Annotated in this window: 11 protein-coding genes; 6 read left to right on the top strand and 5 right to left on the bottom strand. The window is 61.9% G+C overall.

The annotated features are described in order from the left end of the window. The first annotated feature begins 17 nt into the window (after nucleotides 1-17). A complete protein-coding gene (locus tag ACILSI_RS16475) occupies nucleotides 18-2450 on the top strand; it encodes a heavy metal translocating P-type ATPase (RefSeq protein ID WP_395722992.1) in 2433 nt (810 codons plus the stop codon). On the opposite strand, the gene ACILSI_RS16470 is transcribed toward ACILSI_RS16475, so the two are convergent. The 4 genes from ACILSI_RS16470 to zwf form a co-directional block, all read right to left on the bottom strand. Further along, nucleotides 2341-3504: a 3-dehydroquinate synthase gene (locus ACILSI_RS16470; protein WP_395722991.1), complete on the bottom strand. Its 1164-nt coding sequence runs from the start codon at nucleotides 3502-3504 to the stop codon at nucleotides 2341-2343. The genes ACILSI_RS16475 and ACILSI_RS16470 overlap by 110 nt on opposite strands. An 80-nt stretch (nucleotides 3505-3584) precedes the next feature. Next, a complete protein-coding gene (locus ACILSI_RS16465; RefSeq protein WP_395722990.1) occupies nucleotides 3585-4427 on the bottom strand; it encodes a UbiA family prenyltransferase in 843 nt (280 codons plus the stop codon). 70 nt (nucleotides 4428-4497) lie between these two features. Then, the gene (locus ACILSI_RS16460; RefSeq protein ID WP_395722989.1) at nucleotides 4498-5508 is read right to left on the bottom strand and encodes a glucose-6-phosphate dehydrogenase assembly protein OpcA; all 1011 of its coding nucleotides are present in this window, start codon (nucleotides 5506-5508) and stop codon (nucleotides 4498-4500) included. A gap of 20 nt (nucleotides 5509-5528) precedes the next feature. Beyond that, a complete protein-coding gene (gene zwf / locus ACILSI_RS16455) occupies nucleotides 5529-7070 on the bottom strand; it encodes a glucose-6-phosphate dehydrogenase (protein WP_395722988.1) in 1542 nt (513 codons plus the stop codon). 257 nt (nucleotides 7071-7327) lie between these two features. Between zwf and ACILSI_RS16450 the strand changes: the two genes are divergently transcribed. The 3 genes from ACILSI_RS16450 (at nucleotide 7328) to msrB (ending at nucleotide 11268) form a co-directional block, all read left to right on the top strand. Continuing rightward, nucleotides 7328-8002: an RNA polymerase sigma factor gene (locus ACILSI_RS16450; protein WP_395722987.1), complete on the top strand. Its 675-nt coding sequence runs from the start codon at nucleotides 7328-7330 to the stop codon at nucleotides 8000-8002. Nucleotides 8003-8123: 121 nt separating this feature from the next. After that, nucleotides 8124-10604 (top strand): protein kinase domain-containing protein, encoded by a 2481-nt coding sequence (locus tag ACILSI_RS16445; RefSeq protein WP_395722986.1) that lies wholly within the window; start codon nucleotides 8124-8126, stop codon nucleotides 10602-10604. Nucleotides 10605-10671: 67 nt separating this feature from the next. Further along, a complete protein-coding gene (gene msrB, locus ACILSI_RS16440) occupies nucleotides 10672-11268 on the top strand; it encodes a peptide-methionine (R)-S-oxide reductase MsrB (protein ID WP_395722985.1) in 597 nt (198 codons plus the stop codon). An 86-nt stretch (nucleotides 11269-11354) separates the two neighbouring features. On the opposite strand, the gene ACILSI_RS16435 is transcribed toward msrB, so the two are convergent. Then, nucleotides 11355-11882, bottom strand: coding sequence for a DUF5069 domain-containing protein (locus ACILSI_RS16435; protein WP_395722984.1), 528 nt, complete (start codon nucleotides 11880-11882; stop codon nucleotides 11355-11357). Between the two features lie 82 nt (nucleotides 11883-11964). On the opposite strand from ACILSI_RS16435, the gene ACILSI_RS16430 reads away from it, so the two are divergent. Further along, on the top strand, nucleotides 11965-12654 hold the full coding sequence (locus ACILSI_RS16430; protein WP_395722983.1) for an RNA polymerase sigma factor: 690 nt from the start codon (nucleotides 11965-11967) through the stop codon (nucleotides 12652-12654). A gap of 242 nt (nucleotides 12655-12896) precedes the next feature. After that, entirely contained in the window at nucleotides 12897-16472 is a 3576-nt protein-coding gene (locus tag ACILSI_RS16425; RefSeq protein ID WP_395722982.1) for a PVC-type heme-binding CxxCH protein, read from the top strand. The last annotated feature ends 54 nt before the right edge of the window (nucleotides 16473-16526 follow it).

Below are 16526 nucleotides of genomic sequence, written 5' to 3'. Positions count from 1 at the left end.
CCGCCCATAGTGACCAGATGAACGCGCCTCAGGATCACCCCAACTGCATCCATTGCGGCTCGCCGGTTCCGGCGGGGCGTGACGACAGTTTTTGCTGCGCGGGATGCAGTTACGTTCATGATTTGCTGCATCGTGAGGGGCTGGATCACTTCTACGACCTGAAAGGCAACGCGGCGCTGCCGCCGGTGGCACCACAAGCTTTGCGTGAACGAGATTATGAATGGCTGACGCTGTTGAGCGCGGAAGCGGAGCGCACGACTGAAGCAAACGCGGTGGAACTGCGGCTGGCGGTGCAGGGCTTGTCCTGCGTGGGCTGCGTGTGGCTGATCGAGCGGCTGTTTGCACGGCATGCGGGCGCGTTGCGGGTGAATGTCGATGTGGTGCATGGCGAGGTGCGGCTGACGTGGCAGCGCGGGCAGTTTGATGCCGTGGCGGTGGCGCGTGATCTGCAAAGTTTTGGCTACCTGCTCGGTCCACCGCGACAGGGTGGCGAGAAAAAGGAATCCTCCGGCCTGGAGCGTCGCATGGGTGTGTGCGGGGCGTTTGCGATGAATGCGATGGCCTTTTCACTGCCCGCATATTTCGGCATGCCGCGTGATTTTGCCTTCGCGCATTGGTTTGATCTGATCGCCGCGTTTTCCGCCACACTGGCGATGGCGGTGGGTGGCAGTTATTTCATCGAGCGTGCGTGGCGCAGCCTGAGCGCGGGCGTGCTGCACATTGACACGCCGATCGCGCTGGGCGTGACGGCGGCGTATGTGGGATCGATGGGCGGCTGGATCGCGGGCGTGGAGGGGCTGAAGTATTTTGATTTTGTGGCGATCTTCATCTTCCTGATGCTGACGGGCCGCTGGGCGCAGCAGGCGGCGGTGGATCGTAATCGCCGACGTTTGATGCGTGACACGTCGATCCCCGATGCGGTGAGTGTGATCAACGAAACCGGCATGGAAGAGATCCAGCCGGTGGCGGCCTTGAAGACAGGCGTGCAGTTTGTGGTGAAGCCGGGACAAACCGTGCCGGTGGCGGCCAAACTGGTCAGTGAGAGCGCTTCGGTGAGCCTGGAATGGATCAATGGCGAGAGCGAGGCGCAGGAGCGTGAGACGGGGCAGTTGCTGCCCTCGGGCGCGTTGAACATCGGCACGCAGGCACTGACGGTGGAGGCGGTGGAGACGTGGGAGGACTCGACGTTGCGTCGTTTGCTGGATGCGCGGCGCGAGGCGGAGTTTCGCGATGTGCGGCTGGAGAAACTGCTGCGGGTTTATCTGGCCATCGTGGTGATCGTCGGCATCGCGGGCGCGATTTGGTGGTGGAGCCATGGCTCTGGCATCGTGCAGGCTTTGCAGGTGATGATTTCGATCTTCGTGGTGTCGTGTCCGTGCGCGCTGGGCGTGGCGGTGCCGCTGGCCGAGGAGATGGCGGCGTCACGCGCGGAGAAGCTGGGCGTGTTTGTACGCACGCTGGGCCTGTGGAAGCGGCTGATGCGCGTGAAGCGCGTGGTGTTTGATAAAACAGGCACGCTGACGCTGGAGAATCCCGTTTTGGAGAATCCCGAGGTGCTGCGCGGGCTGGATGCGGATGCCCGCGCGGCATTGCGTCATCTGGTGACGGGCAATCTGCATCCGGTGAGCCGCAGCTTGTATGACGCGGTGGCGTTTGAGGGCGATTCGCATGCGCTGGATGACTGCAAGGTAAAGGAAACCGTGGGACATGGGCTAGCGTTCAGCGATGCGAGCGGTCGTGAATGGCGCTTAGGCCGGCCGGAGGCGGCCATCGCCGGTGATGCGGTGCTGACGCGTGATGGCGCGGTGCTGGCGGCGTTTCGATTCCGCGATGAACTGCGCGCGGAGTCGTTGCAGGAGGTTCGGCATCTGCGAGAGCGTCAAATCGAGGTCTGCGTGCTGAGCGGCGATCGTGCGCCGAAGGTGGCGGACATCGCACGAAAGCTGGAGCTGCCGGAATCCTGCTGGCGGGCTGAATTGACGCCGGAAGCGAAGGCTGAGTGGCTGCGGGAGCGGAATCGCGATGACACGCTGTATGTCGGCGATGGCGCGAATGACAGCCTGGCCTTTGACGAGGCGCTGTGCGCGGGCAGTCCGGTCACGGGGCGCAGTTTCCTGGAGCAGAAGGCGGATTTCTTCTTCCTGGGCCACAGCCTGCGTTTTGTGAGCGGCCTCATGCATGTGGCAAAGCTGCATCGCAGGGCGACGCGGCGTGTGTTCGCGTTTTCGGTGACTTACAACATCGCCACCGCCATCGCAGGACTGGCGGGACATTTGAGTCCGCTGGCGGCGGCGATTTTGATGCCGCTGAGCTCGCTCTGCACGCTGTCGCTGGTGGCGTTTACTTTTCGGCGGTCTGGCGGTGCTTCAAATCAACCAGCGCGTTCAGAATCTTCACCCGGTTCATTTCGTGAACTTCCAGCTTCGAGCCAATCTCCGGCACAAGTGTGACGGTCAGCTCGCCGCCGAGATGCTCGCGGAATTCCTCCAGACCTTCGAGAATGACGGGCTCGCCGCTGCGTCCGTTGTCGAGCAGATGTGGTGAGTAGGTGGCGAAGCCGATGCGCTCGATGAGCTGGAGCACGCGCTCGCAGGTCTGCTCATCCAGGATGCCCTGCATGCGCGAATAAACGAGATCCACGGCCATGCCGATGGCCACGGCCTCGCCATGGCTGACCGCGAACTTGGAAATCTGCTCCAGCTTGTGCGCGGCCCAGTGGCCGAAGTCGAGCGGGCGTGCGGAGCCGAGTTCAAAGGGATCGCCGCCGGTGGCGATGTGCTCGACGTGCAGCTCGGCGCTGCGCTGGACGACCTTTTCGAGCGCGTCCTGCTTCAACGCGGCGAGATCGTCGGCCATGGCCTCGATCTGCTCGAAGAACACGCGGTCACGGATGAGCGAGACCTTGATGGCCTCGATGATGCCGTTGCGGCGCTCGCGTTTCGGGAGTGATTCGAGGAAGGCGAAGTCGTTCACCACGGCGAAGGGCACGGCGAAGCTGCCGATCCAGTTCTTTTTGCCGAAGTAGTTCACGCCGTTCTTCACGCCGACGCCGCCATCGCCTTGAGACAAGGTGGTGGTGGGAAAACGCACATGGCGGATGCCACGATGCGCCGTAGAGGCGGCGAAGCAGACGAGATCGAGCACGGCGCCGCCGCCAACGACGAAGACGTAGCTGTGGCGGTCCAACGCGGCCTCGTTGATGGCGTCCCAGCAGCATTCGACGAGGCGCAGGTCGTTTTTGCAGGCCTCGCCGCCGGGGATGACGATGGGCGAGTCCGTCAGCGTGAAGGACTCCGCATGCGCCTCGCCGTAGGCCACGATGTCATCGAGCAGATCGCGATTCGCGTTGGCGACGGCCTCATCGACGAAGACGAGCACACGGGGGAGCTTGTGCGGTTTGTCGAGGGCCAGGAGTTCACAGATGGTGTTGTTTCGGGGCGCAAAAACCTCCCTCGTGAACAAGATGCGGTGGGTGTGTTCGAGCCTGATTGGTTTCTCCAGCATTGGGGGCGGGTTCTTTGCCTGCAATGGGTTGGAGGTCAAAGGGAAAGCCCAAACGAATCTTGCGAGGGGCTTCTTTCCCCTCACGTCGCGGCCACCCAACGCTGCCAGAGGCGCAAAACGGGAGTAAGCGCGACAAAGCCGAGCGCGAGAGTGACAGACACAGTCGAAACGGCGAGAGCATCGACGATGGCGATGCCGGCCAGCAGCGTGCCGACCGCCTGACCGATGGCTGCACCGCCTTTGCGCAGCATTTGCGTGGCATAAGCAATGAGGATGGCAAAGGCGGCCAGAATCACGATTTGCATCGAATAGCCGCCTGGGGAGGCAAAACGCATCACAAAGACGATGCCAGGGGTGTAGAGCAGCCCGAGGGCGAGCATGGATGATGCAGCGGGCAGCGCACCGTTTTTGTGCTCCAGACGCGCGGCGATGGTGATGCCCACAACGTAGCAGCCCAGAGCGACGGCGGCGGGCAGGGCGGCGGCGGGCGCGGCGCTGGCGGCCATCAAATAAAGGAGCATGCGGCATGCGCCCATGATGATGACGGAACCGGACCACTGCTTGTGATAGAGGTCGTAGAACACGATGGCGGCCACGAGAATGGCGGTGATGCGCGGATTGGCTCCGAACCAGGTAGCCAGTGTCGCGCCGACGATCAGCATGGCTATGCTGACGATCCAGGCGGTGTTCAGACTGACCTGGCCGCTGGGAATGGGACGACCTTTGCGATGTTCGCGGTCAAACTTCACATCAGCGGCGTCATTGAGGATCATGCCGCCGGTGTAGAGCAATGAACCGGCAAGGATGAGCCAGTAGAGACGTGGATCCGTGAATGTGCCTCCAGCAAGGAGCCAGGCGGCGGTGACATTGGTCCAGACCGTGGGCAGGTTGGAGATGCGGGCGAGATGGAGCCAGGGTTTCATCAGTTCGCTGTTCTCAGTTCTCTGTTCGCGGTTTGCAACAGAGAACCGCGAACCGGGAAGGGTGGAACGGTCATTTCAGCATGCTGCGCACGAGCGGAAGCATGGTGGAATAGAGCGTGCTGCCGTGGAAGCGGGAGAGCTGTTCGGTGACGAGTTCGGCGTCGCTGTCCACGTCGGCGGGGAGGAGGTCTTTGTGCTCGTGTTGGCCGCAGGAGGTGCAGACATGGATGAAGGAGGAGTCGCAGTCACGGCGCACCTCGCCACGCACGCCCTCGCCTTCGAGGACGAGGCTTTGGAGCGCGGGGCCGCTGTCTTTTTCGATCAGTTCAAGCCGCAGTGTGGTTTTGAGGCGCTGGTTGATCCACACAGCGAGCAGCAACGCAGCGGTGCGCTGGCCTTTGAGATGAGTGATGCGGATGGTTTGAAGCTTGCCGATGTTTTGCAGCGCAGCGGCGTCCTGGAAGCAACTGGCGAGCGCGGTGCGCATGAAGTGCGAACGCGTCCAGGCGAGGTCACGCACATCGAAGCCGGCGGTTTCGGCATTCATGGCGGCTAGCAGGGCGTCGAACTGCCTGGCAGGGTCGGCCCAGCGGCTGGAGTCGATGATAAGAGTGTCGATGCGGGAATAGAACCGCTCCTCGAAGTTTTGGGTGAGATCAGCCTGCCACCAGACGACCAGCGGCAGATCGGAATCAAGGTGGGCAAAGACGATGTTTTGCACCTGCGCGGCATCACCGCCCTCCAGCACAAAGCTAAGCTGCTCGCTGCACACGATTTGCTTTCCCTGATACGGGCGGCACAGCGCCTGAATCCACGCACGGGCGCGCGGCGGCCGCGCCTCCGGCAGGGCGAGGATGAGCAGGGCGCGACAGGCGTGCTCGGCGGCGACGTGAGCGAGCAGATCGTTGTTCGCGGCGAGAATGGCGCTGTCCTCGGTGTAGATGGCCAGATTGATGAGCGAGGCGCGGGTTTTGGCCTCGTCATCGTTCCAAATCTCCTTCAAGGCCCGGTCAATGTGCGCAATGGGCGTTTCGAGGCCGAGACGGCCGAGGTCGGAATCGGAGGGAAGCGTGGAGGGCATGGTTGGATTCCTCACGTTGGTTAAAGCAGACGCCACTCGCGACCATCGGCGCGCAGCAAATCGTCGGCTTCCTTCGGCCCCCAGCTTCCGGCGGGGTATTCGTGCATCGGGGGCGGTGTGGCGGACTTGTGCCAGGCGTGCTCGATTTCGTCGATGAACTTCCAGGCGTTCTCCACCTCATCGCGACGGGCGAAGAGCGTGGCATCGCCGGCCATCGCATCGAGCAGGAGGCGCTCGTAGGCCTCGGGGCTGGCCTTGCCGAAGCTCGATGAGTAACGGAAATCCATTTTCACCTGCTGCACGTTCATGGCCTGGCCGGGTTGCTTGCAGAGGATGCGCAGGGCGATGCCCTCGTCCGGCTGAATGCGGATGACGAGGGTGTTCTCGCTGTTCTTGAGCAGATCCGAGGTGGCAAAGGGCACCTGCGGCGGTTTTTTGAAGTGGACGCTGATCTCAGTGGCCTTTTTCGGCAATTGCTTGCCGACGCGGATGTAAAACGGCACGCCCTGCCAGCGCCAGGTGTCGATCATGATACGCAACGCGACATACGGCTCGGTCTTGGACTCAGGATTGACGCGATCCTCCTGCCGATAACCGACGCGCGACACGCCATCGACGCTGCCGGCGGTGTACTGGGCGCGAATGACGTTTTTGCCAACGGCCTCGGGGCCGACGAGCGGACGCAGTGCGCGGATGACCTTCACTTTTTCATCGCGCACGCTGTCGGCGCTCAAATCGGTGGGCGGCTCCATGGCGACGAGGGTGAGGAGCTGGAAGAGATGATTTTGGACCATGTCTCGCAGCGCCCCGGCGGTGTCGTAGTAGCCGCCGCGTCCGCCCTCCATGCCGAGGTTTTCGGCGCAGGTGATCTGGACGTGGTCGATGTAGCGGCTGTTCCAGTTCGGCTCGAAGATGGAGTTGGCGAAACGCAGCACCATGATGTTCTGCGCCGTCTCTTTGCCGAGGTAGTGGTCGATGCGGTAGGTGTCCTTTTCCTCGAAGGTCTCGGCCACGACGGCATTCAAGCCACGCGCGGTGGCGAGATCTTTGCCGAACGGCTTTTCGCACACGACGCGCGCCCACTTGCCGCCCACGCCCTCGTTGAGTCCAGCAGCGCGGATCATCTCCAGGATGGGTTTGAAGGCCTCAGGAGCCGAGGCGAGGTAAAACAGGCGGTTGGCAGGCGCACCACGCTCCTGGTCGAATTTATCGAGCAGCAGCTTGAGCTGTACATAACCGGCGGGGTCTTCAAATTCGCTGCGGTGGTAGTGGATGCACTGCGCGAAACTGCCCCACAGCTCGTCGCTGTGACCCTGGCGGCTGTTTTTGCGGTTTCCGGTCTCCAATTCGGCACGGAAGCCCTCGTCCGTCTTTTCACGCCGGGCAAAGCCGACCACCTTGAACTGCGGCGGCAGGTCACCGGCGGCGGCGATGTTGTAAATGGCAGGGATCAGCTTGCGATGCGTGAGATCTCCGGTGGCACCGAAAATGACCACGGTGCAGGGTTCCGCACGGTGGCGGGACAGAAGGGTTTCTTGGAAGGGATTTTCCTGTTCGGGCATGGCTTTAAAGCAGGGATTACGCCACAACTGCAGCGCAGGACGGCCAGACTAACCCGCCGCCCCCTGATGGCAACCCGCGATGCGTGACCACGCCGCCGAGTTGGATGAAATGACTTCATCACCGTCATGAGCCGCGCTGATGGGAGTCCAACCCACAACCCCGCCGCGACACGATTTGTTCTATCGGCGATTTTCGTGCTCCACGAAGGGTTTCAAAGGTTTGACAGCGTCGGCCATCCGCTGAGAATCAACAGCTCATGAGCGACCCGATACCAGACCTTCCAATCCCGGAGGAAGTGAAGAAAGACAAAGGCTTGTGGGAGAAAACCCGCAAAAGCCTCATCGAACGTCTCAACAACTGGGAGGACCAGAAGACGTGGAATGAGTTCTACCAGACCTACTGGCGCCTGATCTTCAGCGTGGCTACCAAGGCCGGCCTAACCCGTGAGGAGGCCTTTGACGTGATTCAGGAAACGATCATCGCCATCGCCCGGCAGGTCCAAAAGGGGCAGTACGACCCCCGCGCCGGCTCGTTCAAGGCCTGGCTGCTGCAAATGACGCGCTGGCGCATCCTGGACGTGTTCCGTGCCCGCAAGCGCCAGCCCTCGCTCGCCGACCAGGGCAATGCCGACACGGAGGACACCAGCTCGCAGATCGTGGACCGCCTGTCCCAGGACAAGGACAACCTGCTGGAGAAGATTTGGGACCGTGAGTGGCGTGACAACATCACCGCCGCCGCCCTCGAACGTGTGAAGGCGAAGGTTTCCCCCCGTCAGTTCCAGATTTTCGACTGCTATGTGATGAAAGGCTGGGGCGTGAAGAAGACCTCCGAGGCGCTCGGCATCAATGCGGCGCAGGTCTATCTGGCCAAGCACCGCGTGGGTGCGCTGGTGAAGAAAGAGGTGCAGGCGCTTGAGCACACCATGCTCTAGCCCGGCCCGGCCATCAAAGAAGCCAACCGACTGCTTGAGAACACCGCGCTTTGGTGGGAGACTTCCATGCGCTTAAACCAGCCGCCCCGATCTTGCGCGTTGATTCTGACACGACTGTCTCATGAGTGATCCCAACACACTTCCGCCCCCGTCCAAGCCCATGGACGATGAAGCGGGCGTGCCGGTGGTCGCGGAGGCGGATTTGTCAGAGGCGGGTGACTCCAGTGTGGAACTGCCCTCGCCACCGATCGATCCAGAGGCGGCGCGTGAAAAAGTGAAGCGCCGAGACAAGGACGGCCCGCCCTCGCACCGCGACGACATCGTCATTCCCGACTACACGCTGATGAAGCGCATCGGCTCCGGCGCGTATGGCGAAGTATGGCTGGCCCAGAGCGTCACCGGGGCTCTGCGCGCGGTGAAAATCGTCTGGCGCGAGGACTTTGAGCTCACCCGCACCTTCCACCGCGAGTTTCAGGGCATCCAGCAGTTCGAGCCGATCTCACGCGGCCATCCCTGCCTCGTTCATATCCTGCACGTCGGCTGGAATGAACCGCGCGGCTTTTACTACTGCGTGATGGAACTGGCGGACGACGCCGAGGATGGCGCAAACATCATCAACACGCAGACCTACGTTCCGCGCACGCTCACCACGGACATGCGGCGGCACGGACGGCTCGATCCCTTCTTCTGCCGCGATGCGGGCGTGTACATGGCCGATGCACTGCACTACATGCACAACCACGGCCTCACGCACCGTGACATCAAGCCCTCGAACATCATTTTCGTCGGTGGCGTGTGCAAACTGGCCGACATAGGCCTCGTCGCGGCGTTTGGAGAGCGCACGTTCGTGGGTACGGAAGGCTTCGTGCCACCGGAAGGCCCCGGCACACCGCAGGCGGACATCTACAGCCTCGGCAAGGTGCTCTATGAAATGAGCAGCGGGAAGGACCGCATGGAGTTCCCCGAGGTGCCAGACAATCTCTCCGACGAGGAATGGCCCTTCTGGCTGGATCTGAACCGCGTCATCTGCCAGGCCTGTGAATGCGATCTCACGCGGCGCTTTGCCACAGCATCGGACTTCGCCGAATCGCTTCAGCAGGTGGGCATCAAGCGCCCGGAAAGCTTCGCGCGCCGCTTCAGCCGCGCGGCCATCCTCACGGTGCTGGGGTCGTTTCTCCTCGCCAGCGGTCTGGTGATGGCCCGCCATCAGCGCGAGTGGGCCTACGAAATCCCGCTGCCGGTGAAGCCGCAGCCCGTCTTGCCCGCACGCCCGCAGCCACCCACACCGGGCAAGCCATGGCAGAACCGGCTCAAGCAGTGGTTCACGTTCAAACAGGACCGTCATGTGGCCGACCTGCCGCTTGATGCGCTGCTCTTCCGCAACTTCCTCGAAGCCACTGGTCGTGCCGCCGAATACGAGGTGGCCCCGTTCACGCTGCCAGACAAGACCACGCTTTACGCGGCGGTCATTCCCTCCAGCGAAGCGGACGCCTTTTGCGCCTGGATGACCGCCACAGACCGCCAGACCAACCGGCTCGACCCCGAGCACGAGTATGTCTGGCGCACGGCCAACATCCCCCGCCCTGCCGGCACCACCGCTCCCAAGCCCGGCCACAGCGCCATCCGCTGCGAAGTCGTGGGTGTGAAGTTCGGCAGCCTGAACATCGCCAGCACGCCTGTGGGGGCCGATGTGTTTGATGGCGAGCGCCTTGTCGGTCGAACACCACTCGCGCTGCCGAAGGTACGCGCGGATGCTTTCAGTTACGAAGTGCGCCTGCCCGGCTACAAGCCCGAGATCGCCAGCGGCAAGCTCAAGGAAAAGCAAAGCATCAGCTTCAATCTCCGCCTCAAGGCCACAGGAGCCGTCGTCTTCGGCAAATCGTGGCAGAACAGCCTCGGCATCAAGTTTGTGCCGCTCGGCAAGGCCATGCTCGCCAGCACCGAGACGCGCCGGAAAGAGTTTGCCGAGTTTGCCAAGGCCACCAACCAGCCACCGATCGATGGCCGCGTGCTCGACACCGATCCCGAACTGCCCGTCACCATGGTCAACCGCTCCGAGGCCGAGCAGTTCTGCCGCTGGCTCACCGACCGCGAACGCGCCCAGGGCCTGCTCGAACCCGATCAAGAATACCGCCTGCCCAGTGACGATGAATGGAGCATGGCCGCCTATCTCTCGCGTGAGCTCGGTGCCACACCCTCCGAACGCAGCCTGCGCATCGAAGGCATCTACCCCTGGGGCTTCATCTGGCCGCCGCCGGTCAAATCGGGCAACTACCTCGACAAAACCGCCGACAGCAGCGGTAAGACGGCCATCGCCGGTTACATCGACGGCGTCGCCGGTGCCGCGCCCGTCGGTTCCTTCCGTGCGGATGGCCGTGGGCTCTTCGATCTCTCCGGCAACGTCTGGGAATGGGTGGCCGACCCGTGGAAGGACATGCCAGACCAAGGCGTGCTGCGCGGTGGATCATTCACCACCGCCGAGCGCCAGGAACTGCTAGCCTCTTTCCGCCGTCAGGCCAACGCCGGAGACCGCCATCCCGACGCCGGATTCCGTCTCCTGCTCTGGAACATCGGCCAGATGGCACGTGCGGATGAGGATTGAAGACGCCTCTTTTGCGGGAATACGCAATCTTCAACACGTCTCCCACGTATCAGCAACTCCCAACGCCATGAAACTCCGCCCCGCCCTCTTTTCCGTTCTCCTCGCCGCCGTCTGCATCGCCCAGGCTGAGGACAAACCCAAACCTGCCCCCAAAGCCATGCCCAAGCCCGAAGTTGTGAAAACCGAAGACGACTGGAAGAAACTCCTCACGCTCGAACAATATGAGGTGACGCGCGGACGCGGCACCGAGCGCCCGTTCGGCAAGATTTATGAGGACTTCGAGAAGCAGGGCGAGGGCACCTACTACTGCGTGTGCTGCGGCGCCGAGCTCTTCACCTCCAAGGAAAAATTCCACTCTGGCTGCGGCTGGCCTTCCTTCTATGATTCGTCCAAGGCCAAAGGCGTGCTCGAAAAAGTGGACAACAGCCACGGCATGCGCCGCGTCGAAACTGTCTGCAAACGCTGTGACGCCCACCTCGGCCACGTCTTCGAAGGCGAAGGCTTCAAGACTCCCACCGACCGCCGCTTTTGCATCAACGGCATCGCCCTGAAGTTCGTCCCCAAAGGCGGCGAAGCCCCCAAGCTCCTCGAAGTCGCCTCCGACGCCGTGCAGAGCAAGAAAGACGAGGTCGCCAAAGAAGGCGGTGTGGAGCCGAAGAAGTAAGGGCTTCGCGTTTCAAGTTCAAGGTTCCAAGTTCCAAGTGCTGCCATGAAACAGGTAACTTGAGACCTGAAACTTGAAACTCTGTTTTATAGCTTCCCCGTCTTCACCCACTCGATGATCTTCCGATCATCGTCCCCAGCCGCCCACGTCACTCGCAGAAAGTCCGCTGGATGAAGCTTGTGCTGCTCAAAGAACGCGCGGTCCCCGCCGCAACCAAACATCGTGTCCGGGTCCATCTCGCCCTTCAACTTTGCCCGCGCCTTCACGATCAAGCGCGGCAGCCACGGAATCCCGTCCACCATCGCCGGTTTGGGGGGCAGATCACCCGGCGGCACGATTTTGCCGCTGCGTTGGCCGTTTTGCACCACACGAAAGTAATCCCGCCGCACCGCCGCGACGAGCAACGCGGTTTCAAACGACGGCCCCTCCGCGCCATAGCGGCAGTGATCGTCCACAAAGTCGAAAAATTCCTGTGTCGTGTGGCCGATGTCGTCCAGAAACGCCTTGTCCGCCGCCGTGAACCAATTCGCACCTCTTGTGTCGCCGCCGCGATGCAGTTTGGCGCAGCGTTCGAAGAGTTCGGCGAAAGTCGTGTCCCAGGTTTGATTATTCATCGTGCGCGAAACTAGCGGTGCCGTTGGGAGCGTCAAATTTTCGTGCGCAACCAATCCACCCCTCCCGTGGTTTACAGCGCTCATGACCCTCGCTAGCATGGCGCTCACACTGCCAGCCTATCTCATGCCCGAACCGGAACGGACCGCTCCCACTTCCACGCCGCAGGCCGCCGCCGACGGTTTGGAGGAGTCATCCGACCAGGAAAGCGTCCGCCTCATGCTCCGCGTCAAAGAGGGCGACATGAAAGCCTTCGAGCGCCTCGTCGAGTTGCATCAAAGCGCCATCATCGGCACCTGCGCCCGCATGTTGAACAACATCGACGACGCGCACGACATCGCGCAGCAGGTCTTCATCCGCGTCTGGCGCAGCGCCCCGCGTTACGAGGTCACCGCCAAGTTCACCACCTGGCTCTACACCATCACCCGCAACCTCGTCTTCAACGAAACCCGCCGCCGCTCCCGCCGCAAGGAAGTCAGCATCGAGCAGGAGAATGAAGACGACGCGCCCAAGCACTTCGCCGACCACAGCGTCCCCGGCGCGGATGAAAACCTCGCCAAAGCCGAGTTCCACGACGCCCTCGACAAGGCCATCGAAGCGCTCCCCGAGAAGCAACGCCTCGCCGTCATCCTGCGTGGTCGCAAAGACCTCCCCTATGAGGAAATTTGCACCATTTTGAAGATGTCTCTTCCCGCCGTGAAGAGCCTCCTCTTCCGCGCCCGCAACGAGCTGCGAAAGCACCTCGCCATCCATCTCGGCGAGGATGTGAAGTAAAGCGGTCCGCACACTCCGTGTCCGGCTCAAGTCGATGGCGAAGCTCTCCGCCGCCTCCAAATGCCTCACCCGCACCAAGCCCAACGGGCTTGCGTCATGCAGCCCAAGGGTGCCGAGCCTTGGCGAGTGCTCCCTTGGGTTTACTCCCAGCGCTCCTTTTCTCCCTAGGCCGAACGCCAACGGTGTTCCGTCCATCTCCGAGATAGCGCATTCTTCATGTCTGCGTACTCTCCGACCTTCGCATGAAACCCATCCTGCTCGCCCTCCTCGCTCCGGCACTTGTCTTCGCAGCTCCCAAGCCGCTCTTCCAGTCCAAGGTCATCGACCAGAAGACGCCGAACCACAGCGTGAACATCGACGTCTCGCTCGAAGGTGCGAAAGAGCTCTTTCTGGTCGTCACCGATGGCGGAAACGGCTTCACTGCTGATTGGGCGGATTGGGCGGAGCCGCGGCTCGTGCTCGGCGATGGCAGCGAGAAAAAACTCACCGAGGTCGAGTGGAAATCCGCGCTGTCCGGCTGGGGCAATGTGCGCGTGAACTCGAACTGCGAAGGTCAGACCCTGCGCAGCGCCGGAAAGACCATCGAATACGGCCTCGGCACGCACGCGAACAGCGTCATCGCTTTCAACCTGCCTGCGGGCACGAAGCGCTTCAAAGCACGCGGCGCTCTCGATGAAGGCGGCACGAGGCAGGGCAGCACCAGCGTCACCTTCGCCGTTTACACCGAGAATCCCGGTCCCATCACGGCCAGCGACAACAACACGGCCGCGCACGAGCCCGAATCCGCCACCGAGCAGCTCGACGTGCATCCCGAACTCACCGTGCAGCTCTTCGCCAGCGAGCCGATGATGCTTTCGCCCGCCAGCATCGACATCGACCATCGCGGCCGCGTCTGGGTGTGTGAGGTCGTGAACTACCGCAAGCACAACGGCGAACGAGCCGAGGGCGACCGCATCCTCATCCTCGAAGACACCGATGGCGACGCGAAGGCGGACAAATCCACCGTCTTCCACCAGGGCCGCGATGTGGACAGCGCCCACGGCATCTGCGTGCTCGGCAACAAAGCGCTCATCTCCTGCGGCGACGACGTTTTCTGGCTCATCGACGACAACGGCGACGACAAAGCCGACCGCAAAGAACTCATGTTCACCAAGATCGGCGGCGCGCAGCACGACCACGGCATCCACGCCTTCCACTTCGGCCCCGATGGCCGCCTCTACTTCAATTTCGGCAACGCCGGCAAGCAGCTCTGCGACAAAGACGGCAACCTCATCACCGACATCCACGGCGTGAAGTGTACCAATCAAAACAACCGCCCGTATCAGCAAGGCATGGTCTTCCGCTGCGAGCTGGATGGCAGCAACGTCGAGGTGCTCGCCTGGAACTTCCGCAACAACTGGGAAGTCGCCGTCGATAGCTTCGGCACGATGTGGCAGAGCGACAACGACGACGACGGCAACAAAGGCGTGCGCATCAACTACGTCATGGAGTTCGGCAACTACGGCTACTCCGACGAAATGACCGGCGCAGGCTGGCAGACTCCGCGCATCGGCTGGGAGAGCGAGATCCCGCAGCGTCACTGGCATCAAAACGATCCCGGCGTCGTCCCAAACATGCTCATGACCGGCGCAGGCAGCCCCACCGGCATGCAGGTCTATGAAGGTGACCTGCTGCCCAGCATCTTCCACGGCCAGTCCATCCACTGCGACGCCGGGCCGAACGTCGTCCGCGGCTACATCACCCAGCCCGACGGCGCCGGCTACAAAGCCGAAATCGTCAACCTCCTCGAAGGCAGCAAGAACCGCTGGTTCCGCCCCAGCGATGTCGCCGTCGCCCCCGATGGCTCTTTGATCGTCGCCGACTGGTATGACCCCGGCGTCGGCGGCCACGGCATGGGAGATGTGACGCGCGGCAGATTGTTCCGCGTGACGACGAAGGCGGCGGAGAAGTTTCAGGTTCCAAGTTTCAAGTTGGACACCGTCGAAGGTGCTGTGGCTGCCTTGAAGTCGCCGAATGAAGAAGCACGTTATCTCGCGTGGAAGAAGCTCGAAGAAATCGGCTCCGAAGCCGAGCCCGAGCTTCACAAGCTCTTCCACGACACCCAATCCGTCCCACAGCATCGCGCCCGTGCCTTGTGGCTGCTCGCTAGTCATGAATGGGAGCGCCTCAATCCCGGTGCCGACAAACCCAACCCGCACGACCTGGCTCTGCCCGAGTGCCTCACCAAAGCCCTCACCGACACCGATCCCAACATCCGCATCACCGCCATCCGCGTCGTTCGTCGTCTGGTGCAGCAAGCGCATCCTGAGATGCTGCGTGAGGTAATTGGCAAGGTCGTGAAGGATGCTTCGCCTGCGGTTCGCCGCGAAGCGTCGATTGCATTGCGGTTTGATGGCTCGGCAGAAGCTTCGAAGCTTGTCAGTTTGGTAGCTTGGCCTTTTGATCGTTGGTCCGTAGAAGCAACCGGCATTGCCACCGACTTAAATCAGGAGGCCCGCTGGAAATCCAATTTGGGAGGTTGGGCCGATGAAGCAGATCTGGTCGTTCAGAAAGCCCGGCTCATTTGGCGCTGTGGAGCTCCAGAACAAATCTCTGAAGTGATCAGCATGTGGTTTCCTGAAAATAACTCGCTCATTGCAAAGGAATTTCGTGAGCAAACCAAGACACCCACTATTGGCCTGAACAGCCTGCTTGCCGAGATACCCTTGCAACCATTGATGTTTCTTCGCGCGTTGCAGTTACAACAGTTCAACCACCGCGAGGAAGTCTCCAAAGCCGCGCTCACTATCTTCCTCAAAGCCGATGCCGAAACAGCCCTCGCCTCCACCGCGTTGCTCGACCGCAACGCTATTGCGTCGAATCCCGAGGCCAAGGCACGGCTCGATGCGCTGCTGAAGCCCGTCATCGGCAAACCGGAGTTCATCGACCTCGTGCAGCGGCTTAATTTGACCGGGTTTGAGCAGGAACTCGTCGATTACATCACCGCGCATCCTGATGCGGGCGAATCCATCAACGCCGCACGCATTCTCGCCGCGAACACCGGCAAGACCGTGGCCTTCCTCACGAAGGCGGATGCCGCTTCGGCGAAGAAACTCGCCGCCGCGCTTGGCAAGGTCAGCGACCGGCCCAGCGTGGCCGTTTTGAACCAGGCCTTCTGGCCCGAGAAGCGCGACGACGTGCGCCGCAGCATCGTCGAGGCCCTCGCTCTCAGCAGTGAAGGTGGACGCGCCCTCCTGAAATGGCAAAGCGAGAAAAAACTGCCCGACACCGTCAAGACCACCGCCGCGCTGGCCCTCAGCCGCAGCACCGATGCCGGCCTGCGCAATCAAGCCGCCACCGAACTCCCGCTGCCCGCCGCGCTCGGCGCGGAGAAGTTCCCGCCGCTCGCCGATCTCATGAAACTCAAAGGCGATGCCACGAAAGGTCAGGCGATGTTCATGCAGGCCGGCTGCGTGGCCTGCCATCAGGTCAAAGGCCAGTTCATCAACTTCGGCCCCGACCTCAGCCAGATCGGCAACAAACTCAGCCAGGACGGCCTCTTCACCGCCGTGCTGTATCCCAGTGCCGCCGTGGAGCACAGCTTTGGCGGCCTCAGCATCACCACCAAAGAAGGTCAAACCGCCATGGGCTACATCATCAGCGAAACGGCCGATGAATTGACGATGCGGATCAATGGCGGCGCGACGATGGCGATCAAGAAGTCCAGCATCGTCAAGAAGGACGAGTTGAAGGACTCGCTGATGCCTCCGGGACTTGCAGCAGCGATTGGACCGCAAGGTCTCGCCGATCTCGTCGCGTGGCTCATGACGCTCAAGTAACGAAACAACGCCGCCAGATGGAGCGTGAGTATGGCTTCAGCCTACTCGCCACTT

Origin of the sequence: Prosthecobacter sp., assembly GCF_044232965.1 — a bacterium.
In the GTDB taxonomy this organism is placed as follows: Bacteria; Verrucomicrobiota; Verrucomicrobiia; order Verrucomicrobiales; family Verrucomicrobiaceae; genus Prosthecobacter.
The sequence above is the reverse complement of the archived record's forward strand: the minus strand, read 5'-3'. Positions and strand labels throughout refer to the sequence as shown.